This is a genomic window from Peribacillus sp. NPDC060253 (assembly GCF_042727425.1).
Classification (GTDB): domain Bacteria; phylum Bacillota; class Bacilli; order Bacillales; family DSM-1321; genus Peribacillus.
Window position 1 is genome coordinate 1 of sequence record NZ_JBHXAS010000042.1, and the last position, 26176, is coordinate 26176.

General features: G+C 40.2%; 26 protein-coding genes, 1 pseudogene and 2 other annotated features. Of the genes and pseudogenes, 21 read left to right on the forward strand and 6 right to left on the reverse strand.

Annotated elements, in window-relative coordinates; all coding sequences use genetic code 11:
- Positions 1 to 46 precede the first annotated feature (46 nt).
- The 5 genes and pseudogenes from ACFWE9_RS12885 to ACFWE9_RS12905 all read left to right on the forward strand — a co-directional run.
- Positions 47 to 931, forward strand: coding sequence for a transcriptional regulator CcpC (locus tag ACFWE9_RS12885; RefSeq protein WP_230157535.1), 885 nt, complete (start codon positions 47 to 49; stop codon positions 929 to 931).
- A gap of 125 nt (positions 932 to 1056) precedes the next feature.
- On the forward strand, positions 1057 to 1767 hold the full coding sequence (gene dapD / locus ACFWE9_RS12890; protein ID WP_230157532.1) for a 2,3,4,5-tetrahydropyridine-2,6-dicarboxylate N-acetyltransferase: 711 nt from the start codon (positions 1057 to 1059) through the stop codon (positions 1765 to 1767).
- A 74-nt stretch (positions 1768 to 1841) separates the two neighbouring features.
- Entirely contained in the window at positions 1842 to 2966 is a 1125-nt protein-coding gene (locus tag ACFWE9_RS12895; protein WP_230157866.1) for an N-acetyldiaminopimelate deacetylase, read from the forward strand.
- 67 nt (positions 2967 to 3033) lie between these two features.
- Positions 3034 to 3693, forward strand: coding sequence for a potassium channel family protein (locus ACFWE9_RS12900; protein ID WP_230157530.1), 660 nt, complete (start codon positions 3034 to 3036; stop codon positions 3691 to 3693).
- Positions 3694 to 4002: 309 nt separating this feature from the next.
- A pseudogene (locus ACFWE9_RS12905) lies at positions 4003 to 4191 on the forward strand (hypothetical protein); the annotation flags it as partial.
- On the opposite strand, the gene rnjA reads toward ACFWE9_RS12905, so the two are convergent.
- Complete coding sequence (rnjA, locus tag ACFWE9_RS12910; protein ID WP_230157528.1) at positions 4165 to 5835, reverse strand: ribonuclease J1; 1671 nt, start codon at positions 5833 to 5835, stop codon at positions 4165 to 4167. The pseudogene ACFWE9_RS12905 and the gene rnjA sit on opposite strands and share 27 nt — an antisense overlap.
- A 3-nt stretch (positions 5836 to 5838) precedes the next feature.
- On the reverse strand, positions 5839 to 6048 hold the full coding sequence (locus ACFWE9_RS12915; RefSeq protein WP_230157526.1) for a DNA-dependent RNA polymerase subunit epsilon: 210 nt from the start codon (positions 6046 to 6048) through the stop codon (positions 5839 to 5841).
- A gap of 953 nt (positions 6049 to 7001) precedes the next feature.
- Between ACFWE9_RS12915 and ACFWE9_RS12920 the strand changes: the two genes are divergently transcribed.
- Positions 7002 to 7769, forward strand: a complete 768-nt coding sequence (locus ACFWE9_RS12920; RefSeq protein WP_230157524.1) for a Cof-type HAD-IIB family hydrolase — start codon at positions 7002 to 7004, stop codon at positions 7767 to 7769.
- 50 nt (positions 7770 to 7819) lie between these two features.
- On the opposite strand, the gene def is transcribed toward ACFWE9_RS12920, so the two are convergent.
- Positions 7820 to 8374 (reverse strand): peptide deformylase, encoded by a 555-nt coding sequence (gene def / locus ACFWE9_RS12925; RefSeq protein ID WP_230157521.1) that lies wholly within the window; start codon positions 8372 to 8374, stop codon positions 7820 to 7822.
- Between the two features lie 239 nt (positions 8375 to 8613).
- A complete protein-coding gene (locus ACFWE9_RS12930) occupies positions 8614 to 8775 on the reverse strand; it encodes a YjcZ family sporulation protein (protein WP_290370557.1) in 162 nt (53 codons plus the stop codon).
- Between the two features lie 216 nt (positions 8776 to 8991).
- Here ACFWE9_RS12930 and ACFWE9_RS12935 point away from each other — a divergent pair, with 216 nt between their 5' ends.
- The 7 genes from ACFWE9_RS12935 (at position 8992) to ACFWE9_RS12965 (ending at position 16686) form a co-directional block, all read left to right on the forward strand.
- Complete coding sequence (locus ACFWE9_RS12935) at positions 8992 to 9654, forward strand: YkyA family protein (RefSeq protein ID WP_230157519.1); 663 nt, start codon at positions 8992 to 8994, stop codon at positions 9652 to 9654.
- A gap of 642 nt (positions 9655 to 10296) precedes the next feature.
- Entirely contained in the window at positions 10297 to 11412 is a 1116-nt protein-coding gene (gene pdhA, locus ACFWE9_RS12940; protein WP_230157517.1) for a pyruvate dehydrogenase (acetyl-transferring) E1 component subunit alpha, read from the forward strand.
- Between the two features lie 3 nt (positions 11413 to 11415).
- Positions 11416 to 12393, forward strand: a complete 978-nt coding sequence (locus ACFWE9_RS12945; RefSeq protein ID WP_377357082.1) for an alpha-ketoacid dehydrogenase subunit beta — start codon at positions 11416 to 11418, stop codon at positions 12391 to 12393.
- A gap of 121 nt (positions 12394 to 12514) precedes the next feature.
- The gene (locus tag ACFWE9_RS12950) at positions 12515 to 13873 is read left to right on the forward strand and encodes a dihydrolipoamide acetyltransferase family protein (protein ID WP_230157515.1); all 1359 of its coding nucleotides are present in this window, start codon (positions 12515 to 12517) and stop codon (positions 13871 to 13873) included.
- A 3-nt stretch (positions 13874 to 13876) separates the two neighbouring features.
- Positions 13877 to 15289 (forward strand): dihydrolipoyl dehydrogenase, encoded by a 1413-nt coding sequence (lpdA, locus tag ACFWE9_RS12955; protein ID WP_230157513.1) that lies wholly within the window; start codon positions 13877 to 13879, stop codon positions 15287 to 15289.
- Positions 15290 to 15555: 266 nt separating this feature from the next.
- Positions 15556 to 15813, forward strand: coding sequence for a hypothetical protein (locus ACFWE9_RS12960; RefSeq protein ID WP_356714203.1), 258 nt, complete (start codon positions 15556 to 15558; stop codon positions 15811 to 15813).
- Positions 15814 to 15858: 45 nt separating this feature from the next.
- Positions 15859 to 16686 carry a polysaccharide deacetylase family protein gene (locus tag ACFWE9_RS12965; RefSeq protein ID WP_230157509.1) on the forward strand — a complete coding sequence of 276 codons (828 nt, stop codon included), beginning with the start codon at positions 15859 to 15861 and terminating at the stop codon, positions 16684 to 16686.
- 27 nt (positions 16687 to 16713) lie between these two features.
- Here ACFWE9_RS12965 and ACFWE9_RS12970 read toward each other — a convergent pair whose 3' ends face one another.
- Positions 16714 to 17148 carry a DUF1885 family protein gene (locus ACFWE9_RS12970; protein WP_230157508.1) on the reverse strand — a complete coding sequence of 145 codons (435 nt, stop codon included), beginning with the start codon at positions 17146 to 17148 and terminating at the stop codon, positions 16714 to 16716.
- Between the two features lie 374 nt (positions 17149 to 17522).
- On the opposite strand from ACFWE9_RS12970, the gene ACFWE9_RS12975 reads away from it, so the two are divergent.
- Positions 17523 to 17648, forward strand: coding sequence for a GapA-binding peptide SR1P (locus ACFWE9_RS12975; RefSeq protein ID WP_072272684.1), 126 nt, complete (start codon positions 17523 to 17525; stop codon positions 17646 to 17648).
- 176 nt (positions 17649 to 17824) lie between these two features.
- On the opposite strand, the gene ACFWE9_RS12980 is transcribed toward ACFWE9_RS12975, so the two are convergent.
- Entirely contained in the window at positions 17825 to 19282 is a 1458-nt protein-coding gene (locus tag ACFWE9_RS12980) for an aminotransferase class I/II-fold pyridoxal phosphate-dependent enzyme (protein ID WP_230157507.1), read from the reverse strand.
- Positions 19283 to 19707: 425 nt separating this feature from the next.
- Between ACFWE9_RS12980 and ACFWE9_RS12985 the strand changes: the two genes are divergently transcribed.
- The 7 genes from ACFWE9_RS12985 to ACFWE9_RS13015 all read left to right on the forward strand — a co-directional run bounded on the left by ACFWE9_RS12985 (position 19708) and on the right by ACFWE9_RS13015 (position 26176).
- On the forward strand, positions 19708 to 20667 hold the full coding sequence (locus ACFWE9_RS12985) for an NAD(P)H-dependent flavin oxidoreductase (RefSeq protein WP_377357086.1): 960 nt from the start codon (positions 19708 to 19710) through the stop codon (positions 20665 to 20667).
- 55 nt (positions 20668 to 20722) lie between these two features.
- Positions 20723 to 20995: a UPF0223 family protein gene (locus ACFWE9_RS12990; protein WP_230157505.1), complete on the forward strand. Its 273-nt coding sequence runs from the start codon at positions 20723 to 20725 to the stop codon at positions 20993 to 20995.
- Between the two features lie 72 nt (positions 20996 to 21067).
- Positions 21068 to 21304: a binding site (T-box leader), on the forward strand.
- A gap of 37 nt (positions 21305 to 21341) precedes the next feature.
- Positions 21342 to 21579: a binding site (T-box leader), on the forward strand.
- Between the two features lie 147 nt (positions 21580 to 21726).
- Complete coding sequence (gene trpE / locus ACFWE9_RS12995) at positions 21727 to 23121, forward strand: anthranilate synthase component I (RefSeq protein ID WP_230157504.1); 1395 nt, start codon at positions 21727 to 21729, stop codon at positions 23119 to 23121.
- Positions 23118 to 23723, forward strand: coding sequence for an anthranilate synthase component II (locus tag ACFWE9_RS13000; RefSeq protein WP_230157503.1), 606 nt, complete (start codon positions 23118 to 23120; stop codon positions 23721 to 23723). Before trpE ends, ACFWE9_RS13000 begins: the two co-directional genes overlap by 4 nt.
- A 28-nt stretch (positions 23724 to 23751) precedes the next feature.
- A complete protein-coding gene (trpD, locus tag ACFWE9_RS13005; protein WP_230157501.1) occupies positions 23752 to 24774 on the forward strand; it encodes an anthranilate phosphoribosyltransferase in 1023 nt (340 codons plus the stop codon).
- Positions 24775 to 25551, forward strand: a complete 777-nt coding sequence (gene trpC, locus ACFWE9_RS13010; RefSeq protein ID WP_377357089.1) for an indole-3-glycerol phosphate synthase TrpC — start codon at positions 24775 to 24777, stop codon at positions 25549 to 25551.
- A 10-nt stretch (positions 25552 to 25561) separates the two neighbouring features.
- The gene (locus ACFWE9_RS13015) at positions 25562 to 26176 is read left to right on the forward strand and encodes a phosphoribosylanthranilate isomerase (RefSeq protein WP_377357091.1); all 615 of its coding nucleotides are present in this window, start codon (positions 25562 to 25564) and stop codon (positions 26174 to 26176) included.

Here is a 26176-nt window from a genome sequence, read left to right on the forward strand (position 1 = left end):
ATTTAAATCATCATCATAAGAATTAATTATCAAGAGGCTGGTGTATATGTCGTTTTCAGAATTTCATTTATTATCCGTACTTGCTCAGGAAATGAATATGAGAAAAGCTGCTGAGCGGTTGTTCGTTTCCCAACCGGCGTTATCACAGCGTTTACAATCAATAGAAAAGGATTGGGGCTCGAAGCTGTTTCTTCGTTCACAAAAAGGACTATCGTTGACGCCTGCAGGAGAAGCGGTGATTCGTTTGGCCAATGAGGTAATCGAAAAAGAAGAAAAAGTAAGGGAAAGTATCCAAGCCATGGATCATGAAGTATATGGCACTTTGAAAATCGCCTGTGCTTCGATTGTCGGTCAAAACTGGCTGCCGCAAGTATTGAAAAAGTTTGTCCAAAAATATCCGTATGCCAAAATTTCTTTAATCACAGGCTGGAGCAGTGAGATTTTAAAGTCTTTGTATGAAGGCCAAGTACATATTGGCATCATAAGGGGAGCCCCGGATTGGAAAGGGGTAAAACAGCATTTGTTTACAGATATGCTTTATTTGGTCGATACTGAAATGAAGGAATTGAATCAGGTGTTCGAAACGGACCGGCCATTCATTCAATTTAAAAGTGACTCGAATTATTATCAGGAAATTCAGGACTGGTGGCATCGGCAATTTAAAACGACACCAAAAAACACCATCGTCGTGGATCAAATCGAAACGTGCAAACAAATGGTGTTCAATGGTATAGGTTATGCGATCCTGCCTGCCATCACTTTGCATGATAAAGATACGAATATTTTTAAAATCCCACTTTTAGATGAGCATAACCATTCTATAGAACGGGATACATGGCTTTGCGGCTATGAATCTGCTTTCCAGTTAAAACAAGTCCAAGCATTCACTGAAGTGGTGAAAGAACACATTCGCGACCAAGGAATGTTATAGGTCCGATGAAGCCAATGTCAATAGGGCAGAATAATATATTGTCGTGACATTCAGCTTGTCTTGCAGGCAGTTGTCTGTTAAATTTAAAACGAGTAATGATACATATTTAGGAGGTTTTACCCGGAATGAATAAAATGGATGCAAACGAGATTATTGCTTTTATCTCAAATAGTAAGAAATCGACACCAGTAAAGGTATATGTCAAAGGTGATTTAGAAGGCATGGATTTTGGTCCGGCTTCTAAAACTTTCATTACAGGGAATACAGGTGTGGTATTCGGTGAATGGTCTGATGTCGAAGAGGCAATCAAGGCTGCGGGAACTAAAATCGAGGATTATGTAGTAGAAAACGATCGCCGTAACTCTGCCATTCCTTTATTGGACCTAAAAGGCATCAAAGCTCGTATCGAGCCTGGCGCTATAATCCGTGACCAAGTATCGATTGGTGACAACGCAGTGATCATGATGGGTGCATCAATCAATATTGGCTCTGTCATTGGTGAAGGTACAATGATTGACATGAATGCAATACTTGGCGGACGTGCAACAGTAGGTAAAAACTGTCACGTAGGTGCTGGTGCAGTTTTAGCAGGTGTTATCGAACCTCCTTCCGCACAACCGGTCATCTTGGAAGACGATGTTTTGATCGGAGCTAATGCGGTCGTACTTGAAGGAGTGAAAATCGGTCAAGGTTCAGTTGTAGCGGCCGGTGCCGTTGTAACAAAAGATGTTCCTCCATTCTCTGTGGCTGCTGGTATCCCGGCAAAGGTCATTAAACAAATTGATGAAAAAACCAAGTCAAAAACAGAGATCATGCAAGAACTTCGTCAACTTTAATTCTTATGTGAATATTGTCAAAAGCGTGGATAATCTTATCCACGCTTTCTGTATAGGGAGGGAATAATGTGAAAATAAATCCATTTGCCGAGATCCGGCGTGATTTGCATCAAATTCCGGAGATAGGATTTAAGGAATTCAAGACTCAGCAATATCTATTGAATTACATAACGAATTTAGCCTCGGAGCGTATCGAGATAGAAACTTGGCGAACAGGGATATTCGTGAAAGTGAAGGGAAGGAACCCGCGGAAAACAATTGGCTACCGAGCTGATATAGATGGTCTGCCGATTAAAGAGGAAACCGGATTGCCTTTTGCATCCACCCATGAAGAATATATGCATGCCTGCGGTCATGATTTTCATATGAGCATCGGTCTGGGGTTATTAACCTATTTCACCGAGAACCCGATCGATGATGACTTATTATTCATTTTCCAGCCGGCCGAAGAAGGACCTGGCGGAGCTGAACCGATGCTGAAATCGGATACCATGAAAAAATGGAAACCGGATATGATTCTCGCCTTGCATATTGCTCCAGAGTATCCAGTTGGAACGATCGCCGTTAAAGAAGGGCTTTTATTTGCCAATACATCTGAATTATTCATCGATTTGAAAGGTAAAGGGGGGCATGCAGCTTACCCACATGAAACAAAGGATATGGTCATTGCTGCCTGTTCGCTTGTCGGGCAGCTCCAAACCATCGTTTCCCGGAATGTCAATCCACTTGATTCAGCTGTCATTACAGTTGGGAAGATTACTGGAGGAACCGTTCAAAATATTATTGCCGAGACAGCGAGGTTAGAGGGCACAGTACGCACGCTTAATCCAGAATCGATGGTAAAGGTCAAGTCGAGAATAAAAGCGCTTGTCGACGGCATACAAGTTGGCTATGAATGCCTGGCAGAAATCGACTATGGTGCGATGTACCACCAGGTGTATAATGAAGAACGGTTGACCCAGGAATTCATGGAGTTTACGGAGAAGTCATCTTCCGTTCATCTGCATCGCTGCACTGAAGCGATGACAGGTGAAGATTTTGGATATATGTTAAAGGAGATTCCGGGTTTCATGTTTTGGCTAGGTGTTTCATCAGAATATGGTTTGCACCATGCTAAGTTATGTCCGGATGAAGATGCCATTGAACTTGCGATTAATCATTTAACTAACTATATAACGTTTAAAGGAAACGAAGCTTAAATGTTTTTCCTTACTGGAATTTGAATAATGCTAAAAGGAAAGAACGAATGATGTTGGAGGGCTTGTTGTGAAAAAAGAATTTGCAGTGATTGGACTCGGCCGTTTTGGCGGCAGTATAGTCAGAACGTTAGCTGAAGAAGGATTAGGAGTTCTGGCTATCGATGCAGATGAAGATCGTGTCAATGAATTCGCCAGAATTGCTTCACATACCGTAGTAGGGGATACCACTGATGAAAATGTGCTGAGAAACATAGGAATTCGTAATTTCGATCACGTCATTGTTGCAATCGGTGAGAATATTCAGGCGAGTATTTTGACAACGCTTATACTTAAAGAATTGGGTGTCGGAAATGTTACGGTAAAAGCGCAGAATGATTATCATGAGAAGGTGCTTCGTAAAATCGGAGCTGATTTTGTCGTGCATCCCGAAAGAGACATGGGGAGAAGGATTGCGCATAAAATGGGCTCCAACAATATTCTTGATTATTTGGAGCTTTCTGATGAACATTCCATCGTTGAAATTGTCGCAAGCCAAAAGATGAATGGCAATTCTATATTTGATCTGGATATCCGCGCCCACTACGGGCTGAATATCGTCGCGATTAAAAGAGGGAATGAAATCAATGTTTCTCCTCAGGCAAACGATTTAATTCATAAAGGCGATATTTTAATCGTCATTGGAGCAGATTCCGACATCAATCGTTTCGAAAAAAAGATTGTAGGATAAGTAAGTGTCCTGCTAAAATCGAGCAGCGCTCACTTTAAAGGAAAATAAAAAGTCCAGCTATATGATGGCTGGGCTTTTAGTCTGTAGACAAGCTCGATAATAATTGAGTTTGTCTACAGTTTTTTTTAGGTTGTATGACTTAAACGTTGATTTCCCCTTCAGGCACTCGCTTTCCACGGGCGGTCCGCCCTCGGCGCCTTTGCTCCTGAGGTGTCTCCCTTGGACGCGAATTCCCGCAGGAGTATCGTGTACCCTCCGTTCCAATCAATGGTTTATTCATTTAGTACGTTCGTGAAAAATAATGAGCGTTTCAATCGTGTATTCGCAGATGCAAAAGAAAAGCATGGTATGCGTTGGATTAGTTTATTGGGACTTGAAAAATTGTCGATGCAGGCTATTCTCTATAACTGGTTCAAATCCAATATAAAATCAAAAAGGTTTCGGAATGAGATCATTCCGAAACCTTTTTTTTTATTGAACTTCCATGATGATCGGTAGGATCATTGGACGGCGTTTAGTTTTTTCATATAAGAATGGAGACAAAGTATCTGTAATTTCATTTTTAATTTCAGACCATTGTGTAGTTTTGCGATCCATCACTTTATTCAAATGCTTTGTGATCAAGGATTGAGCATCGCTAATTAGGTCTCCTGATTCCCTCATATAAACAAATCCACGTGAGATGATGTCAGGACCAGATGCAATTTTGAATTCCTTCATATTTATGCTGACAACGACAACGACAAGGCCTTCTTCAGAAAGAATCCGACGATCGCGTAAAACGATGTTACCGATATCCCCGATGCCGCTTCCATCGATATAAACCGAACCCGAAGGAATTTTACCAGCGATTTGTGCTGTGTTTTCACTTAAGGAAAGTACTTCACCATTATCCATGATAAAGCAATTTTCCTCAGGAACACCGCAATCGACTGCGTGTCGGGCATGAAGTTTTTGCATACGGTATTCTCCATGGATTGGCATGAAGAATTTTGGCTTGATCAAACGAAGCATTAGTTTTTGTTCTTGCTGACCGCCATGCCCAGATGTATGAATATCACTCAGTGGACCTGAAATGACGTCTGCTCCAGCGCGATACAATTGATTAATCGTTCTGGAAACACTGATTGTGTTACCAGGAATAGGTGAAGAAGAAAATACGACTGTATCACCAGGAATGATTTGAATTTGACGGTGAGTGCCATTTGCAATCCGCGAAAGAGCTGCCATTGGTTCACCTTGGCTGCCAGTACAAAGGATGGTTACTTTGTTCGCAGGCATACGATTTAATTGCTGTACATCAATGAATGTATCTTTTGGCGCTGTGATATAACCAAGGTCTTGGCCAATTGATATGGCAGAATCCATGCTACGCCCAAAAACAGCTATTTTACGTCCATTAGCTACGGCTGCTTCCACCACTTGTTGCAGACGATGGATGTTCGATGCGAATGTGGCAAAAATAATCCGGCCGTCCACCTTGCGGAAAATATCTTGAATGGTATCGCCGACACGGCTTTCTGACATAGTGAAATTCTGCACTTCACTATTTGTGCTATCCGAGAGTAAGCACAATACGCCTTCTTTTCCGATTTCAGCCATCTTGGTCAAGTTGGCTGGCTCGCCCACTGGAGTAAAATCAAATTTAAAATCACCAGTATGAACAATTTGTCCTGGTGGCGTTTTTACAACAATTCCATATGAATCGGGAATACTGTGAGTTGTACGGAAGAAAGAGACGGAAGTCTTCCGGAACTTAATCACTTCATCTTCACTGATCTCAATCATCGTCGTCTGGCGTAAAAGGCCGTGTTCTTCCAATTTATTACGAAGCAATCCAAGTGCTAGCTTTCCGCCGTATACTGGAACATTCACTTTTCTAAGTAAATAAGGAATCCCGCCAATATGGTCTTCATGGCCATGAGTGATGAAAACACCTTTAATTTTATCTACATTTTTCTCTAAATAGCTGTAGTCTGGAATCACATAATCAATACCTAGAAGTTCATCTTCCGGAAATTTAATTCCAGCATCAATGACGATGATCTCATCTTGAAACTGAACAGCATATGTGTTCTTACCGATTTCGCCTAAACCGCCCAGGGCGAATACAGCTGTTTGATCATTTTTTACAAATTTCATAAATTATAGCTCCAATACTTTGTAATCTTCATTTTGTTTTTCATATTCTAAATATGCTCCTGTTACAGGTAGTACAATTTCGACATTATAAGGTTCTTTTATTAATTTTAAACGGACGTCACGAACGGATTCACCTTCGACGAACATTGTTTTAGTATTCTCCCTGATGGGAACCTCTGCTATGGTTACTTGATAGTATACCTTAAAAACCATTTTAATCTCTCCTCACTTGTTTGCATTGCTTTTTTCATTATATATAAAAACAACAATTTTTTCATGTTTTTCAACATCATGTAAAAATAAACCCAGCTCCGCCATAAAAACGGAAGGGGTTTTGATGAACTCAATATACCAATGTCTTAAGTATATAAAAAATAGATGGCAATTTCGGGTATCAATCCAATTGCAGCTTCCTCTATCCTCTATCCTATCCGTTTTTACTATGTGTAAAACTTAAATCGACAAAGAAAGTTTCTAATTACTCGTTTTCGTTCGAAAATCAGTTTATCTCACTTTACCTTAATTAAACAAAATCATTTTTTTCGCAAACGATTTCTTTCATAATTAATATAGTACCACTGGGTACAGCGTTTCATGGAATGACAACGGCTCATATTCTAAATAGAAATATGTATTCACTTGGCCATTTACAAAGCCAAGGTAGAAAGAATGCTTAGCAAGAACTTTACAACAAGGAAGAAGCCCTCCGCAAGTTTTTGAAGGGCTGTCCGAAAAAAACTCGCATACGGATGACGGCCATGGCAGGATATGAATGGCAAATCATGCGATAGATTTTTTTCTTAAAAGATCTTTCCATTGTTTAACAAGCTTTTTACGAAGCTTTTTTAACATGGCGATCACGCTCCCTTAGTTATTATTGTATAGGATTATTCAATAATGTAAATATGTCTTTACAAGTACTTGGTCCATTTTTGAAAAAAAAGGCTCATTATTACTGGTAATGTGATTTTAGAGGCGAGAAGGAGGGGGAGGCATTAAATGAAGTCAAGGGTTACTACTATATAAGAGTAGTATATGCTCATTCGTGAATAAAAAACTAAACTTCGAGTGGAATTCGGTGGAGTTACTTGACTTATCTTGATGACAATTATTAAATGAGTACATATTAAAAAGGAAAAAATGAATGAATTGGAAGTGAATCGTTAGTGAAAATCGTATTTTTTGATATTGACGGAACATTGCTTGATCATGAAAAAAAGTTACCTGCCTCAACGAAAAAAGCAGTTAAGCAGCTACAGGATAACGGGGTTTTTGTAGCGATTGCCACTGGAAGGGCTCCGTTCATGTTCGAGTCTTTGAGGGCCGAGCTTGGCATAGATACATTCGTAAGTTTCAACGGACAATATGTTGTTTTTGAAGGAAAAGTCGTTTACAAAAATCCTTTGAACAAACTTGAGATAAAACGTCTTCATGAACATGCTGAAAATAATCAAATACCGATCGTTTTCATGAATGAGGAGACAATGAAATCCAGTGTGCCCCATCATAATCGAATCGAAGATGCATTAAGCAGTCTGAAGTTCCCCCACCCAGAACAAATGGCTGATTTTTATGAGGACCATGATATATACCAAGCCTTATTATTCTGCTCGGAAGATGAAGAAGGGAATTTTGTTGGGAACTATGATGACTTTCATTTTATTAGATGGCATACGTACTCTACGGATGTACTTCCATTCGGAGGTTCAAAAGCAGAAGGCATTAAAATATTAATGGAGAAAGTTGGGTTCGCTCTCGAGGACGTTTACGCCTTCGGAGATGGGTTGAATGATATTGAAATGTTAAAAGTAGCGGGATACGGCGTGGCAATGGGGAATGCCGGTCAACTATTGAAGCAAGAGGCAGACTTTGTTACGAAAGATGTCGATGACGATGGCATCCTTTTTGGATTGAAGGAACTTGAACTGATTTAAAAATAAAAACTCCCGTCAAACAATAGACGGGAGTTTTTAGATTATTACGCTCACCTTACTACCGCGATGGAATTTTCCGGAACGGTATAGGGGTCATCTTGATTGATATGATCATAAAACATGATTCCATTAAGATGATCGATTTCATGTTGAAAACAAATGGCTGCGGTGCCTTTGAGGCGGAGTTGAACCGACTTTCCTTCCAGGTCCGTTCCCACTACCGTTATTCGAGCATAACGTGGCACATAGCCAGAAACGGGCCGATTAACGGAAAGACAACCTTCTCCGGTTGTTAAGTATGCTTTTTCCACTGAATGACTGATGAGTTTAGGATTAAAAAGAGCATAGCTATACAGTTGATCATCTTTTTCTTTCAAATGAACCGCAATCATCCTTTTTGACACATTAACTTGTGGTGCAGCCAAGCCAATTCCTGCTCTTAACCCGTATATGGCAGCAATATCATGCAATTGGCTGTTTTGGACATATTCCATCAAGCTGGCTAAAATTCGCTTATCTTCATCTGATGCCGGAAGTGGGACTTCCAACGCGACTTTCCTTAAAATAGGATCGTCTTCCTTAACAAAATCATCCATAGTAAGCATAATTTTTCACCCCATAAAAATTATTATTATATGTATAGGGTTATTTTAACAAAAAATATGATGAAAGTTAATGGACTGGTCTAATTAATCAGAATGGGATAGGGATGGAATCAGTTGATCATTCCCTATCCCAGCCATTATTTTATTATCTTGTTGTACTTTATAAAAAAATACATCATTTTTTGTGAATCAGGGTAAATAGATATCATATTCGGGTATAGGTAATAAAAATTACCTGTTTAGCATAAGCAAGCTCCGACAATGATGAGCAGAATGAAAAGGACAATGATTATGGCGAAGCCGCTACCAAAGCCACAGCCTCCACCACCTTGTTCACCATAACCATAGCTGGGTGCAACGGAAACCGGATAACAACAATCCTGGGTGTAACCTCCATACATAATTTCATACCTCCGTTTTTGTATTGAAAATTTGTTGACCACTCTGATTTGAAACGGTCCCTACAGCCTATGCAGTATGATATAAAGGGTGTAGGCTTACGCCCAGTAATGAAAAATTCCTGTTCGGAATATGTTTTAGTACGAGTGTCTGCAGCTTAAACAGAAATTTTGAGAAATATAAATCTTAGAAGAACGATCAGAAGGAGAGAGCAGTCTATGTTGAAGCGTTTTGGTCCATATGTTATTTTACTTCTTTCTTTAGCGGTCATAACCGGTTGTTTTAATGGTTCACCTGAAGAGAAAATCCACAAGATCTTAGAGAAAACGGCAGAAAAGGAAGGTGACTTCAACGAGCATCAAGTGCCACTCAATGAATTGGAGAAAAAGGAAAAAGAACAGTATGAGAAAATCATTAAACTTGGAATGGATGAATACCAACAAATCATCGAGCTCTCAGATGAAGCGACCAAGAATATCGACGAACGCGAGGAAATAATTGAAAAGGAACAAAGTAGTATGCAATCGTCAAAAGAACAGTTCAATAAGATAGATGGACAAATTGGAAAAATAGAGGATGAAGAGATAAAAAAAGAAGCGACTGAAATGAAAAAAGTCATGAGTGAACGGTACAGCACGTATGACGACTTATACGATGCTTATCAACAAAGTCTGGCCTATGATCGTGAATTATATGAACTGTTTAAAAAAGAGGATTTGAAAATGGATGAATTACAAGGTCAAATCGAGAAAATTAATAACTCTTATACAAAAGTTTTGAAAGCGAATGACCAATTTAATTCATTAACGGAAAAAGCCAATCAAAAAAAGGAACGTTTTTATGATAGTTCTGGCATAGAAATGGCTGATTCAACGAAATAATAACTAATGATGGGCTGTGATCCTCACTCACAGCCCATTTTTGTGCATCCCGTTCATTTATCGACTGACAAGTCCCGGAAAAAATTTTTTGAGCAAACCGACGATTTTAAAATTTTCAGTACCTGTACTAAAAAAAAACGAAAATAGAAATTCAAACAGCAGACTGAAATGAAAGCGATTGAATATTTTTTTGGAATATTATCTTACCTGCCCAAATGCCCTTACTTAAAGCGGTTTTGGAATCGATGGGATTTGCGAAGGAAATGAAATATTGTCCTTCGTCCTCCCCAATATGAAAATTTAGGCCAAATTATTAGTACAGTTACAAAACCAAAACTAATACAGTGGAGAAGAATTAAGAATGGGAATTCAATTAAATCAAAAAAATAAGGAACTCCATGTGATTGACTTGAGGTTATTTCTTCTTGTAAACTTAAATTATAAAAAAATTCTTGTATCATATATCTTGATTTTTTTTATAGTACAGAATAAGATTGAGACATATTAAGCAGATCCACGTTTGAGGGATTGGTCTTAAGGGAAAAATAAAAGAATGCATTGTTGCAAAAACTAAAAAGCAAACTATTTTTGCTTTATAGAATAATAATAGCAAACCTTTTTAATGAAAGGATGAGGTGCCAAATGGCTCAAAAAACTAAGCAAGCTAAAATTAATATTCAGGATCAGCTTAAGAAAGTGGAAGAACAATTTGAAACTTTTCAAATTTTAAATGAAGAGGGAGAAGTCGTCAACGAAGCGGCAATGCCTGATTTAAGTGATGAACAACTGCAAGAATTAATGCGTCGTATGGTTTATACTCGCATCTTGGATCAACGTTCCATATCACTGAACCGTCAAGGTAGATTAGGGTTCTATGCACCGACTGCCGGTCAAGAAGCTTCTCAAATCGCTTCACAGTATGCTTTGGAGAAAGAGGATTTCATTCTACCTGGTTACCGTGATGTTCCGCAAATCGTTTGGCATGGTCTTCCGCTTTGGCAAGCATTCTTATTCTCCCGGGGACATTTTAAGGGAAATCAAATTCCTGAAGACGTCAATGTCATTTCCCCGCAAATCATTATCGGCGCTCAATATATCCAAGCTGCCGGAGTGGCTCTTGGAATGAAAAAACGCGGTAAAAAAGCTGTAGCGATCACATATACGGGTGACGGTGGAACCTCACAAGGTGACTTCTATGAGGGAATTAACTTTGCAGGTGCATTTAAAGCGCCAGCTATCTTCATCGTGCAAAATAACCGTTTCGCAATCTCGACTCCGGTTGATTTACAATCAGCTGCGAAAACATTAGCCCAAAAGGGTGTGGCTGCAGGTATTCCTGGAATCCAAGTTGATGGTATGGATGCGTTGGCCGTATATACAGCAACTAAAGAAGCACGCGAACGTGCAATTAATGGTGAAGGCCCAACATTGATTGAAACATTAACGTATCGTTATGGACCACATACGATGGCTGGGGATGACCCGACACGTTACCGTACTTCTGATATGGATAACGAGTGGGAACTGAAAGATCCATTGGTGCGTTTCCGCAAGTTCTTGGAAAACAAAAAACTTTGGAATGAAGAACTAGAGAACGAAACGATAGAAAAGGCAAAAGAAGATATTAAAGAAGCAATCAAATTGGCAGATGCAGAACCTAAGCAAAAGGTTACAGACCTTATTGAAAACATGTTTGAAGAAATGCCTTATAACTTAAAAGAACAATATGAAATTTATAAAGAGAAGGAGTCGAAGTAAGCCATGGCTCAATTGACGATGATTCAAGCAATTACAGAAGCATTACGTACAGAACTTAAAAATGACGAGAATGTACTCGTTTTTGGGGAAGATGTTGGTCTTAATGGAGGAGTTTTCCGTGCAACGGAAAATCTTCAAAAAGAATTCGGCGAAGATCGTGTATTCGATACACCTCTTGCTGAATCTGGAATCGGTGGATTAGCGGTCGGTCTTTCTTTACAAGGTTTCCGTCCTGTTCCTGAAATTCAATTCTTCGGATTTATATATGAAGTAATGGATTCCGTAAGCGGTCAGCTTGCTCGTATGCGCTACCGTTCAGGCGGACGTTACAGTGCGCCGGTTACAATTCGCTCACCTTTTGGCGGTGGAGTTCATACTCCGGAAATGCATGCTGATAGCTTAGAAGGTTTAATGGCACAGCAACCAGGGTTAAAAGTTGTTATCCCTTCCACTCCTTATGATGCAAAAGGTTTATTGATTTCAGCGATTCGTGATAATGACCCTGTCATTTTCCTTGAGCACATGAAATTGTATCGCTCTTTCCGTCAGGAAGTTCCTGAAGAAGAATATACAATTCCATTAGGTAAAGCGGATGTAAAAAGAGAAGGAACGGATTTATCCATTATTACTTATGGTGCGATGGTACAGGAATCCATTAAGGCAGCTGAGGAATTGGCTAAGGAAGGTCATTCCGTCGAAGTGGTCGACTTACGGACTGTATCTCCATTGGATATTGATACAATCATTGCTTCTGTAGAGAAAACTGGACGCGCTATCGTAGTTCAAGAAGCACAAAAGCAAGCTGGTATTGCAGCGAATGTTGTAGCGGAAATTAACGAACGTGCCATTTTGAGCTTGGATGCACCAGTGCTGCGAGTGACGGCTGCTGATACGGTATTCGCGTTTTCACAAGCTGAAACAGTATGGTTACCTAATTATAAAGACATTATTGAAACGGCGACTAAAGTCTTGAAGTTTTAACAATCTTAAGTATTGGGAATGAATGTCCTGCATGGGAAAGTAATTTCGCATTATCGGTAATGCAAGATAAAGGACTTTATTCAAAGCACTAAGTATGATTTAATATAGGAGGTTGAACTCAGTGGCATTCCAATTTAGACTCCCTGATATCGGAGAAGGTATACACGAAGGTGAAATAGTGAAATGGTTTGTAAAACCAGGAGATAAGATTCAAGAAGATGACGTGCTTTGCGAGGTTCAAAACGACAAGGCTGTTGTTGAAATCCCATCACCGGTGGAAGGTACCGTTGAAGAAATCCTTGTTCAAGAAGGAACGGTTGCCGTTGTTGGCGATGTACTTGTAACATTCGATGCTCCAGGTTATGAAAATCTTCAGTTTAAAGGGGATCATGGAGAAGAAGCGAATGCAGAAGGCGAGAAGGATACGGAGTCCCAGGTTCAAGCAACTGCTGAAGCTGGACAGGAAGTCAAGAAAGAGGCTGCTCCGGTTCAAGAAAATAATGGAGTGACGGGCGCGGGATCACAACCACAGGTTGAGGTGGATCCTTCACGACGTATTATCGCCATGCCTTCTGTTAGAAAATATGCACGCGAACAAGGGGTAAATATTCGTGAGATTTCTGGTTCTGGGGATAATGGCCGCATCATGAAGGAAGACATCGATGCTTTCAAAAACGGCAAAACGGCTCCACAGCAACCAGCAGCTCAAAGTGAAGCTTCACAACAAAATGATACGGAAACAACCGAAAAACAAAAAGTGTCAATTCCAGAAGGGCAATATCCTGAAACTCGCGAGAAAATGAGCGGCATGAGAAAAGCGATCGCCAAAGCAATGGTTAAATCCAAACAGACAGCTCCACATGTAACATTAATGGATGAAGTCGATGTGACGCTACTTGTTGCTCACCGTAAGAAATTCAAGGGAATTGCTGCTGAAAAAGGAATCAAGCTTACATTCCTACCTTATGTTGTTAAAGCGTTAACAAGTGCATTGCGTGAATTCCCTATGCTTAACACATCATTTGATGATGAGGCTAGTGAGATTATCCATAAACACTATTACAATATCGGAATTGCGGCAGACACAGACAAAGGACTGCTCGTTCCAGTTGTAAAAGATGCAGATCGTAAATCAACTTTTGCTATTTCACAAGAAATTAATGAATTAGCGACGAAAGCTCGTGACGGCAAATTGGCTCCTAATGAAATGAAAGGTGCTTCTTGCTCCATTACGAATATCGGTTCCGCAGGCGGTCAATGGTTCACACCTGTAATCAATCATCCAGAAGTTGCCATTCTAGGGATTGGACGCATTGCCGAAAAAGCAATTGTACGCGACGGGGAAATTATCGCCGCTCCAGTTCTGGCATTATCACTGAGCTTTGATCACCGCATGATTGATGGAGCAACAGCTCAACATGCATTGAATCATATCAAAAAGTTATTGAACGACCCAGAATTATTGTTAATGGAGGCGTAAACAATGGTAGTAGGAGATTTTCCAATCGAAACAGATACTTTAGTGATCGGTTCAGGCCCAGGGGGATATGTTGCCGCAATTCGCGCAGCACAGCTTGGTCAGAAAGTAACGGTCGTTGAAAAAGGAACAATCGGCGGAGTTTGTTTGAATGTAGGCTGTATCCCATCGAAAGCGTTAATTTCAGCGGGACACCGTTTCCATGAAGCTCAGCATTCAGAAGACATGGGTATCTTTGCAGAAAAAGTTACTGTTGATTTTTCTAAAGTACAAGCTTGGAAAGGTACTGTTGTAAAAAAATTAACTGGCGGCGTAAGCAGCCTGTTAAAAGGTAATAATGTTGAGGTAGTAACAGGCGAAGCTTATTTCGTTGATGAAAACAGCATCCGTGTTATGAATGAAGACTCAGCCCAAACATATACATTTAAAAACGCAATCATCGCTACTGGTTCATCACCAATCGAGATTCCGTCATTTAAATATACGAAACGTGTACTTAATTCCACTGGTGCTCTTGCTTTGGAAGAAGTTCCAAGTTCGATCGTAGTAATCGGTGGAGGTTACATTGGTACTGAGCTTGGCGGAGCTTTCGCAAGTTTTGGCACTAAAGTAACTATTCTTGAAGGTACGGAAGAAATTCTTTCTGCAGGCTTTGAAAAACAAATGGCAGCCCTTGTTAAACGCAACCTTAAAAATAAAGGTGCTGAAATTGTTACAAAAGCAAATGCTAAAGGCGTGGAAGAAACTGAAACAGGCGTAACCGTTACTTATGAAGTAAAAGGTGAAGAGAAAAAAGTCGAAGCTGATTACGTTTTAGTAACTGTGGGACGTCGCCCTAATACTTCGGAAATCGGTCTTGAACAAGTTGGAATCAAAATGACTGACCGTGGTCTTGTCGAAACTGATAAACAATGCCGTACTAGCGTGAAAAACATCTATGCTATCGGTGATATCGTTTCTGGACCTCAATTGGCTCATAAAGCTTCTTATGAAGGTAAAATTGCTGCAGAAGCCATTGCAGGACATTCATCTGAAATCGACTATCTTGCTATTCCGGCTGTTGTTTTCTCTGAACCGGAACTTGCTTCTGTCGGTTATAATGAAAAAGAAGCGAAGGAAGCTGGAATTGAAGCGCTTGCTTCTAAGTTCCCATTCGCTGCAAATGGACGAGCTCTTTCGTTAAACAATACGGACGGATTTGTGAAGCTTATCACTCGCAAAGAAGACGGATTGGTAATAGGAGCACAAATCGCAGGACCAAACGCATCTGATATGATTGCGGAGCTTGGTTTAGCTATCGAAGCAGGAATGACTGCCGAAGATATCGCGATGACAATCCATGCGCATCCAACTTTAGGGGAAATTACAATGGAAGCTGCTGAAGTGGCCCTTGGAACTCCTATTCACATCATTAAGTAATTGAACTATAGTAAGCGTGCTGCCTAGGCAGTACGCTTTTTTTAGTGGCCAGATCTTGATTGAATTCCCCCCGAATCAAGATTTTCTTTCTACTATTTAAATGAAAAGGACAAAAAGGGCATAAGCTATAAAAAGGACTTCTTACTTTTTTCCCTTTAAAAGGTTTGAATTGGGTAAAAGAGGATAAAAAATAAGATGAGCGATGTGCTGAAAGAATAATTTTGTTAATACAAATAGTATGGCTGATTTATTCATTTTAAAATGGGGTGGATCACTTGAAAAATTATCTGGTAATCCTCTTTCAACTAATCGTATGGAGCGGGTATACACTAGTTGAATGGCTATCTGTTAATGATCGGTTTGTTTTCAAAGTATTCATGTTTCTGGTCTTTTCTTATTTGGCCATTTACATTGGTAAAATGATTTTGAAATCCAATAAGCGAACCATGCTTGTTACGGTGATAAGTCTTTTGTGTTATGGAGTTTTGCAAATCCTATTGGAAACCCTAGTACCCGTTTATTGAATTTTTCGTAAGCCCGCAAACGACACATGAAACCACGGAGGAAACATGATTAACAAAGTGTTATTTTTATTTGCAATAGTAGTCCTTTTTTTAATCGGCTGCAGTGCTTCAGATTCTTATCGAACAGAAAAAGAGAATCATAAAAGTGTGGAAACGACCACATTCATCCATGATGAAAGCGAGCAAGAAAAAGAAGTGAAAGCAGAGACAGCTAAAACAAATACGGAGGCGAAAGTAAAGGCAGAATATCGGGTGGATAAAGAGAATTGGTCATTTAAACCGATAGGGGATGCAAATCCGAAGGTTGTCTTGTTGACATTTGATGATGCACCCGATAAATATTCGCTGGAAATTGCCAAAACGCTTAAAAGACTCGGGGTTCCTGCGATCTTTTTCGTAAATGGACACTTTCTTGAAAATGATAAAAATAAAGCGATGCTAAAAGAAATTCATGAAATGGGTTTTGCTATCGGCAATCATACATATTCACATGTAAATTTAAAAGAGTTGCCTGAAAAGGAACAAGAGAGAGAAATCATAAAATTAAATAATTTGGTTGAGGGCATCATAGGAGAACGCCCTAAGTTCTTCAGGGCGCCTTTTGGAGCGAATACCAATCATTCAAAAAAAGTTGCTGAGGAAGAAAAAATGTTGGTCATGAATTGGACGTATGGATACGACTGGGAAAAGGAGTATCAGGATAAAAAGGCATTAACAGAGATCATGTTGAACAGTCCTTATTTAGGAAATGGTGCGAACCTGCTGATGCATGATCGAAAATGGACGAGTGAAGCGATAGAGGATATTGTGAAAGGTTTTCAAAAGAAAGGATATAAGATTCTTGATCCAAAATTAATTGAAACGCCTGCATGAGCTGAAATTTCAGCTTGTGCAGGTTTTTTATTTCCTTGGATAGTAATACATCACGCGTTTATTAAAGAGATGGAGCTGTCCCCTTAATTTCTTAGCGAGGAACTTGCATAACTCATTCGCTTTTCCTTTATCACCGAAGGTTGCTGTTTCAGGGAGGGTGAATTGGATATAGGATTGAATTCGCTCTAGCCCATCCTCATCCTTCACGACTTCCTGGTCAACCCCTATCAATATCATGTGATAACGATCCTCTTTGGATTGAAGATAAATGGCCTTATCTTTCATTCTTTCAGGTTCTTTCATTTCATAAGGAAATGCTTTCTTATCATAATCCCAATCCAGTTGCTTTCCGGTTTTTGCTGTGATCATTTGGTAATAGGTCAGCAATTCTTTCACGTCATCGATGGTTACGGTCGATTTCACGGACTCAGGAACAAGCTTTATATAGGCATTTTCAGTCATCTGGATCCTCCTTAGATTCTATCGCATGTAAGAATATATTAACATTTTATGGTTGTAATATATACATATCTATATGTAAAATCATGGGCTAAATTCCTTTTTCCCCTTGCTTGGCTGAAAAAGGAGTGTGATGGATTATATAAAAAGAGCCCTAGAGCCCTTCGTTTTTAAAAAAATATTCGCACTTATTATAAAAAGAATCGGTATAAAGAACGATTGGAATCGTTTTCCCCCACATGAGGTTTCTATATATGGGTAAAAGTATATATGTTATACTTTTTAGCTTGAAATAATAAATGTGTTATATTATAATTCATTTAAAGCGGTTACATTATGTAATTGATGCATACAATATAGAGGAAGGGGTTGTAAAAATGGGAACTATCGTATGTCAAACTTGCAATAGCACGATTGAACATTTTGAAGATGAAAAAGTAAGTGTACTTTATACACACAATCACAACTGCCAAAGCTGTGATACAGCTGCCTCTGAAAAATAAATGGAAAAAGACTTTAAGATTAATAGAATTTAAGGGTGTTTCAGGATTGTAACCTGGAGCACCCTTTTTATAGGAGTTAATTTGAGGATATTCTGTGTTTCATCAGGATCTCTTTGCTAAATGAAATGGGCAAAAGAAACCAGAGCAGGCGTCTGCTCTGGTTTGATGAGTCTCGTTCAATTTTTAATGATGCGTAAATATTTTATCTCTGGATCCTCTGGACCTTGTACTGGTAGACCAGCCTCGATGTTTTTCCGGATGTAATTGATATTATCTTCAGTAATCAGCTCGCCAGGTATAAAAATAGGGATTCCAGGCGGGTAAACCATGATGAATTCCGCACTGATTTTGCCGACGGAATCTTCGATGGGAACCACTTCGGTTTCTGCATAAAATGCCTCCCTTGGCGATAAAGCAAGAGGTGGTGTATCAGGAAGGAGGACTTCGATTTTCTCATGTTCAGCAGCCATTTCCTTAAACTCATCCGATAGGTCTCTAAGGGCGGCAATCAATAGGTCCGCTTCTGTTTTGGAATCTCCCGGTGTGATCAGGCAAAGAATGTTATACAAGTCAGAAAGTTCAACTTCGATATTATGCTTTTCGCGAAGCCATTTCTCAACGTCGTACCCGGTAATATTCAATTCCTTAATGGAAATGATCAGTTTTGTCGGATCATAACTAAAGGCAGCCTTACTGGCTAGAATTTCCTTGCCCACACAGTATAGATAAGGAATCTCATTCACGGCCTCACGGATATATCCAGCAAGATTGATGGCATCATCGATCATTTCCCTGCCCACTGTCGCAAGTTGTCTTCTGGCTGTATCCAGGGAAGCAAGAAGGATATAGGAGGTTGAGGTGGTAGTGAGCATGCTCAAAATTGCTTGAACCCGATTTGCGGAAACCAATCCATTCTTAACATTTAAAATGGAACTTCCTGTAAGTGAACCACCAAGTTTATGAACGCTCGTTGCGGCCATATCTGCTCCAGCTTGCATGGCTGACATAGGCAAGTCTTCATGGAAGTGAATATGGACACCATGTGCTTCATCTACGAGGACTGGGATTTGGTAGGAATGAGCAACTTCCACTATTTTTTGCAAATCAGCAGAAATGCCGAAATAGGTTGGGTTGATGACAAGCAAACCTTTGGCATCACTATGTTCCTTTAAAGTTTTTTCAACGGCATCCATGGTAATTCCGTGTGAGATGCCCAAATCTTTGTCTATTTCAGGATTGATGAAAATGGGAACAGCTCCGGAAAATACAATGGCAGACATTACGGATTTATGTACATTCCTCGGGACGATGATTTTGTCCCCAGGTCCGCAGACTGTCATGACCATCGTCATGATTGCTCCACTTGTTCCTTGAACGGAAAAGAATGTGTGATCGGCACCAAAGGCTTCAGCGGCAAGATCCTGAGCTTGTTTAATGATCCCCTTTGGCTGATGGAGATCATCGAGTGGGGCGATATTGATTAAATCTATGGATAATGCATTTTCTCCAATGAAATTACGGAAATCAGCGTCCATTCCTTTTCCTTTTTTATGACCGGGAATATGAAATTGAACGGGATTTTTTTTTGCATGCTGCAATAAGGCAGTGTATAAGGGTGTTTCATTCTGTGACAATTCTTTGTGGCCCCTTTTCAATATAATAGGTACGAATATTGGGGAGAAGATACTCCCTTTCTATTAACGATAAGTATGTTTGTCCGATTCCGTAAACATCCAAATGGTTAGTGAGCTTATGGAAGGACATAAAACATATGAATTATAGCACGTCTTATAATAAATGCCTAGCGTGACTTTTATGTCCTTACATAAACAATGCCTAAAAGAAGTGGATGTTAAGGGAATCAATAAAATATAACAGCCGGTTATAATTGTCTATATACCTAGTATTAACAGGATTGACTCAAGAATTCTTTTTTTATAAACATTAAAAACTATGAGTTTAAAAATTGAACGGGAAAACAATATTTGCCATAATGAAGTTATGATATAGAAAATTTTAATATATAACTACATTTTAAATGAAAAGGGAGATGAGGAGTTTGAAGTGGAATACGCGTGTGACCGATTTGTTAGGAATTCAATATCCAATCGTACAAGGGGGATTGGCCCATTTAGCCTATGCGGAATTGGCTGCGGCCGTTTCGAATGCAGGAGGGCTTGGACAGGTAACGGCCATGTCTTTGGACACCCCAGAACAATTGATAGATGAAATAAGGAAAACTAAATCATTGACGGATAAACCTTTTGGTGTGAATTTTGCGATTGGTCAGCATGGAAGACCTTATGAACACATGCTTGAAGCAGCCCTGAAGGAGGAAATTGCAGCTGTTTCCGTAACGGGCGGTAACCCAGCACCATTCCTTGATTTCGTTAAAGGAACTGGGGTGAAGAAACTTGTGCTTGTTGCTGCAAGAAGGCAGGCAGTGAAGGCCGAACAGCTGGGCGCAGACGCGGTGATGGTGGTTGGTCAGGAGGGTGGTGGACATTTAGGACGTGATGATATTGGAACTTCTGTATTGATTCCTCAAGTCGTGGATTCCGTTAAAATTCCGGTCATCGCCTCGGGTGGCTTTGGAGATGGGCGCGGTCTGATGGCGGCATTGGCCCTTGGAGCCGAAGGAATCGAGATGGGAACCAGATTCATTGCAGTCAAGGAGTGTGTTCATGCACACGAATTATATAAAAATGCCTTGGTTTCCGGCACAGAAAATGATACCGTTGTCATTAAGCGGTCCATTGGTGCACCTGCAAGGGTAATTGCTAATAGCTGGACCGATAAAATTCTTGCAATAGAAAAAGAAAATGGTGGATATGAGCAACTGAAGGAATACATAAGTGGGCAAGCGAACCAGCGGTATATCCATGACGGTGTTGAAAGAGAAGGTTTTGCCTGGGCTGGACAAGTAATGGGGCTGATTCATGATGTACCATCGACGGCTGAACTATTCAGTCGGATTATCAACCAGGCAGAGGCAATCCGTTCAAAATGGGCAGACTGATGGTAAATGGTTCCCAGAACAACATGAAAACCAACTAGAAGGAGCGTGTTTAGATATGGATTATCAATATCCAATGGATCTTGATTGGTCAACTGAAGAAATCGTCGATGTTATTAAATTCTTTGAAGCGGTCGAAAAGGCTTATGAAAATAAAATACAAAAGGAAGAATTTATGATTACCTACCGCAGATTCAAGCAAATAGTCCCTGGTAAAGCGGATGAAAAAAAATATACGGATGAGTTTGAGTCAGTCAGCACTTATTCCGCATATCTTGTCATCAAGAAGGCAAAAGGGATAGAAGACGGCGAATGGATCAGAATGAAATAATTAAAATAAAATTTTTAGAAAACTTCATTGACTTACTGAAAAGTTTGTTTTAACATAATAATCAAGAAAAAGATAAAGGCAGTGACGAAGAAGAGTACCTTAATGCCGTTCTGTAGAGAGCCAGTGGTTGCTGAAAACTGGTGGACGAATTTAAGCGAATGGACTTCCGAGCCCCAAACCGAAACGGATGGACGGAGTAGGCTTTGGCGATTATCTCATCGTTAATGGAGATAGGCATGTAATGATTCATGCCGTAAAGTGAGCTAATTTAGCTAATTAAGGTGGTACCACGGGTTCCTCGTCCTTTGGATGAGGGCCCTTTTTGCGTTTTTTTATGATAATGATAATTAAATCTATGAATAAGAGTAGTAATCTTTTTAGATGCGTAACAGAGAACCGGGATTGGTGGAAACCGGTACGATATAAGAAGATGAATGGACTTATGAGTGGTTTCTTGAAATAAGTAGGGAAACTCGGTAGCCTCCGTTAAAGGGTTTTGGTAAGAAATTTTGATTTCTTGCTTAAGAGGGAAAAATGATACGTTTTTCCAACTTGAGGTGGCACCGCGGTATTCCGTCCTCTGCAGACACATATTTGTGTTTGCAGGGGATTTTTTTATGGATTTTCAATACCTTTTAGTGAAAACGCAGTATTAACAAATTAATGGATGCTATTAGGGTACGGCTACCGGCAGTTTACATGACCATAATAAGTATCAGGAGGTAATTTTGATGAACAATTTGGATGAAAAAAAAATACTCCGCTTCAAAATGGAAACCATTGAAGGAGATATTCACACACCAATCGCCATATTTCAGAAATTAGATGATGAACAGAAATTTTTATTGGAAAGTTCAAATTCGCATCATGACAATGGTCGCTACTCTTATCTAGGTTCAAACCCATATCTGGAGGTAACATCATTTGCTGAACAAGTATATGTAAAAGATCCAAAAACAGGTGACCAAATCGTAAAGAACATCAACATCATTGAGTTTCTAAAAAATGAATTGTTAGTGGAGATAGGAGATGCCCCCGTACATCTTCCGCCATTTAATGGGGGAGCAATCGGATATATGGGCTACGATATCATTCGCCTATATGAAAATATTGGTTCTGTGCCCTCAGATTCACTACAAATGCCTGATGCTCATTTTCTTTTTTTTAAGGAACTGTATATATTCGATCATGTGCTGCAGAAGATTCATCTTTTGACTGCGGAAGAAGATAGTGAAAAAAGCTTATTGGGGATGAAGGAAAAAATCAACCAGCCAAGTAAACCTTCGAAGGAAATATCGTCGGAATATTTGGAATTCAAGTCGAATTTCAGTCAAGAAGAATTCGAGAAATTGGTTCTTGAAGTTAAAGCAGCGATTGTTGCTGGTGAAGTGTTCCAGGTTGTTTTATCACAAAGATTTAAAGCGGACTTCGATGGGGAGCCTTTCGATGCTTACCGTCGTCTGAGGTTAGCCAACCCATCTCCTTATATGTTTTATATTGAATTTGGTGACTATACCATTTTAGGCTCGTCTCCAGAAAGTTTGATCAGTGTTTCTTCAGGAATGGTTCATGTTAATCCCATTGCAGGTACACGGCCGAGGGGGAAAACGGACGAAGAAGATAAGGGCTTGGAAAAGAGTTTACTGATGGATGAAAAGGAACTTGCTGAACATAGGATGCTTGTTGATTTGGGAAGAAATGATCTTGGGAGGGTTTGCGAAATAGGTTCTATCCACCTTACTGAGGAAATGGAAATTCAAAGATATCAGCATGTCATGCATATTGCTTCGAAGGTTAGTGGAAAGCTTAGGGAAGGTTTCACGAGTTTAGATGCTTTGACTGTCTGCCTTCCTGCTGGAACCGTTTCAGGAGCCCCTAAAATCAGGGCGATGCAAATCATCAATGAACTTGAAAATTGCAAACGAGGGATGTATTCCGGCTCAATAGGATTCATAGGTTTCGGAGGGGATCTGGATATGGCTTTAGCCATTCGGACGATGATCATTAAAGATGGCAAGGCCTATGTGCAGGCAGGGGCAGGAATTGTATATGATTCAGATCCAAAAACGGAGTATGAGGAAACACAAAATAAAGCACGCGCTCTAATGGAGGTTCACACAAAATGATTTTATTAATTGATAACTATGACTCGTTCACTTTCAACCTTTATCAATATTTAGGGGAAGTGGAAAAAGATATCATCGTAAAAAGAAATGATGAAATCACCATTGCTGAAATCAAGGAAATGAATCCAATGGCTATCGTCATTTCCCCGGGTCCCGGCCGTCCGGAAGATGCTGGTATCAGTATGGATATCATCGGTAATTTTTATGAGAAGGTTCCGCTTTTAGGGATATGTCTGGGGCATCAGGCCATTGGTGCAGTTTTTGGAGCGAACGTGGTTGGGGCAAAACAGATCATGCACGGGAAAACATCGATTATCGAGCATGATGGAAAAGGGGTATTTGCCAATCAGGAATTACAATTCCCAGTGATGCGTTACCATTCACTTGTAGTCGAAAGGGGTAGTTTGCCAAATGAACTAACCGAGACGGCAGTAGCACTGGATGATGGGGAAATCATGGCCCTGAAACATCAAGATTTCCCGCTATACGGTTTACAGTTCCACCCTGAATCAATCGGGACTAAAATCGGCAAGGAATTATTACATCAATTTTATAAGATTGCCGAAACCTTTCAATCAGAGAAGAAACAATCCATTTTATAAATAAAAAACACGACTGGGGGAGTTAGCGGTGAAGGAGTATTTAGCAAAGTTAGCAGAGCGTCAAACATTGACGGAAGATGAGATGAGCAGAGCAGCCCAAGCGTTATTTTCTAAAGATATCACTGAAAGCGAGATGGCAGCTTTCATCATTGCCCTAAAATCCAAAGGAGAAACGGCAGGAGAAATAGCAAGCCTTGTCCGAGTCATGAGAAAAGAAGCAAGAAGTGTGAAAACAAGCTCCCTTAATGTAATGGATAATTGCGGAACGGGTGGAGATGGATCACAAAGCTTTAATATAAGTACCGCATCAGCCTTCGTGCTGGCTGGGGCAGGTGTCAAGGTTGCCAAACATGGAAACCGAAGCATATCAAGTAAAACTGGCAGTGCAGATGTATTGGAAGAGTTAGGCGTTAATTTGTACTTGGAGCCTGACGTGTTAAAAGAGCAGTTGGAGGAAAATGGGATCACTTTCTTATTTGCCCCATCCGTCCATCCTAATATTGCACGGATCATGAAAGTGAGGAAAGAATTGAAGATTCCGACCATTTTTAATCTAATAGGTCCTTTGACGAATCCCGTCCAACTCGACACGCAATTAATGGGAATTAATAGGCGCGATATGCTAGAGCTATTCGCAGAAGTCCTACATAAATTAGGCAGGGCACGTGCAGTCGTGATCAATGGTGCCGGTTTTATGGATGAAGCAAGCCTGCAGGGAGAGAATTCACTTGTGTTATTGGAACAAGGAGATATTATCCCGTTTACGCTGCATCCTGAAGAAGTGGGTCTGCCGATATACGGAAATGATGCGATTCGTGGCGGCGACGCCAAACAAAATGCCGATATTATGCTTCGCCTTCTAAAAGGGGAAAAAGGAGCCTATCGTGATACGGTTTTATTGAATGCGGGGTTGGGGTTATACGCACATGGAACGGCAGACACGATTAAAAAAGGAATCTCCATGGCCAAAGAAAGCCTGGATAGTGGTTTGGCTTTAACAAAATTAGAAAATCTAATTGCTTATGGCAAAAGAAATAAGGTGGTCATGTAAATGGAAAATATCTTAACGAAAATCATCGAACAGAAAAAGGTCGAGGTCGCAAAATTAAAGGAATTGAAATTAGATGATTCCATAATGATCGACATAGTCAGACCATCTCTTATAGAAAGTTTGAAAACGGCGAAATCGATGGCGGTCATCGCGGAAATAAAACGGGCTTCCCCTTCGAAAGGGGACATTAAAATGGATGTCAATCCGATCGAGCAGGCTCTTTCATATGAAAAGGGCGGGGCGTCAGCGATATCCGTTTTGACGGATGAGGTTTTTTTTAAAGGCTCCATTGACGATTTGAAATCCGTAAGTGAGGCCATACAAATTCCAAGGTTGTGCAAAGATTTCATCATCGATGAAATCCAAATCGATCGTGCCTCACAAGCGGGTGCAACCATCATTCTATTAATTGTCGCGGCACTTTCTAAAAAACGTCTTCATGAATTATATGAATATGCAAAAAATAAAGGGCTTGAAGTCTTAACGGAAGTCCATGATGAAGCAGAATTAGAACAAGCACTCGAACTAAATGCAGAGCTCATAGGGATTAACAATCGGAATTTAAAGACATTCAAAGTGGATTTGGCTGTCACGGAACGACTGGCGAAGTTACTTGATCCAAAACGCCACATCATTATCAGTGAAAGTGGAATCAAGACAAAAGAAGACGTTTTTCGTGTGAAGGAAGCTGGTGCTAAGGGAATTCTAGTGGGAGAGACATTGATGACTTCACCAAATCTTCCATATACGATGGCCGAATTGCAAATGAGTATTTAAGGAGATTAATATGTTAGTGAAAATTTGCGGAATAAAAACAATGGCTGCAGCACAAGAAGCTGTTAAATCCGGGGCCGATTTCATTGGATTCATTTTTGCCGAGAGCACCAGGAAAGTCGAACCTGAATTGGTAGCAGAAGTGGGAGTGAATCTACCTGGACATGTTAAAAAAGTCGGAGTGTTTGCCAATCAAACGGAGCAAGAAGTAATAAGATGTGCTGAAATTGCAGGATTGGATTATATTCAGCTGCATGGTAACGAGTCTGCCAGCTTTGCTCGCAGAATGCCCCTCCCGGTGATCAAGGCCTTTTCTATCCAGTCAAAGAAAGATCTTGAAAACCTTCATGAGTACCCAGCTGATTTGCTTTTAGTAGATCTTCCTAAAGGTTCTTCCGGCAAGGGTCTGACTTTGGATTGGGATATGATCCGCCAAGCGGATCTGCCCCGGGGGAAGGTAATTCTTGCAGGAGGGCTGACTCCGGAAAATGTGGGAAAAGCGATTAGTGCTGTTTCACCATTCGGTGTTGACGTAGCTAGTGGTGTTGAAACAAACGGATTGAAAGATGCTGTAAAAATAAAAGCATTTATTAATGAGGCGAAATATACAGCCGGAAAAGAGGAATGA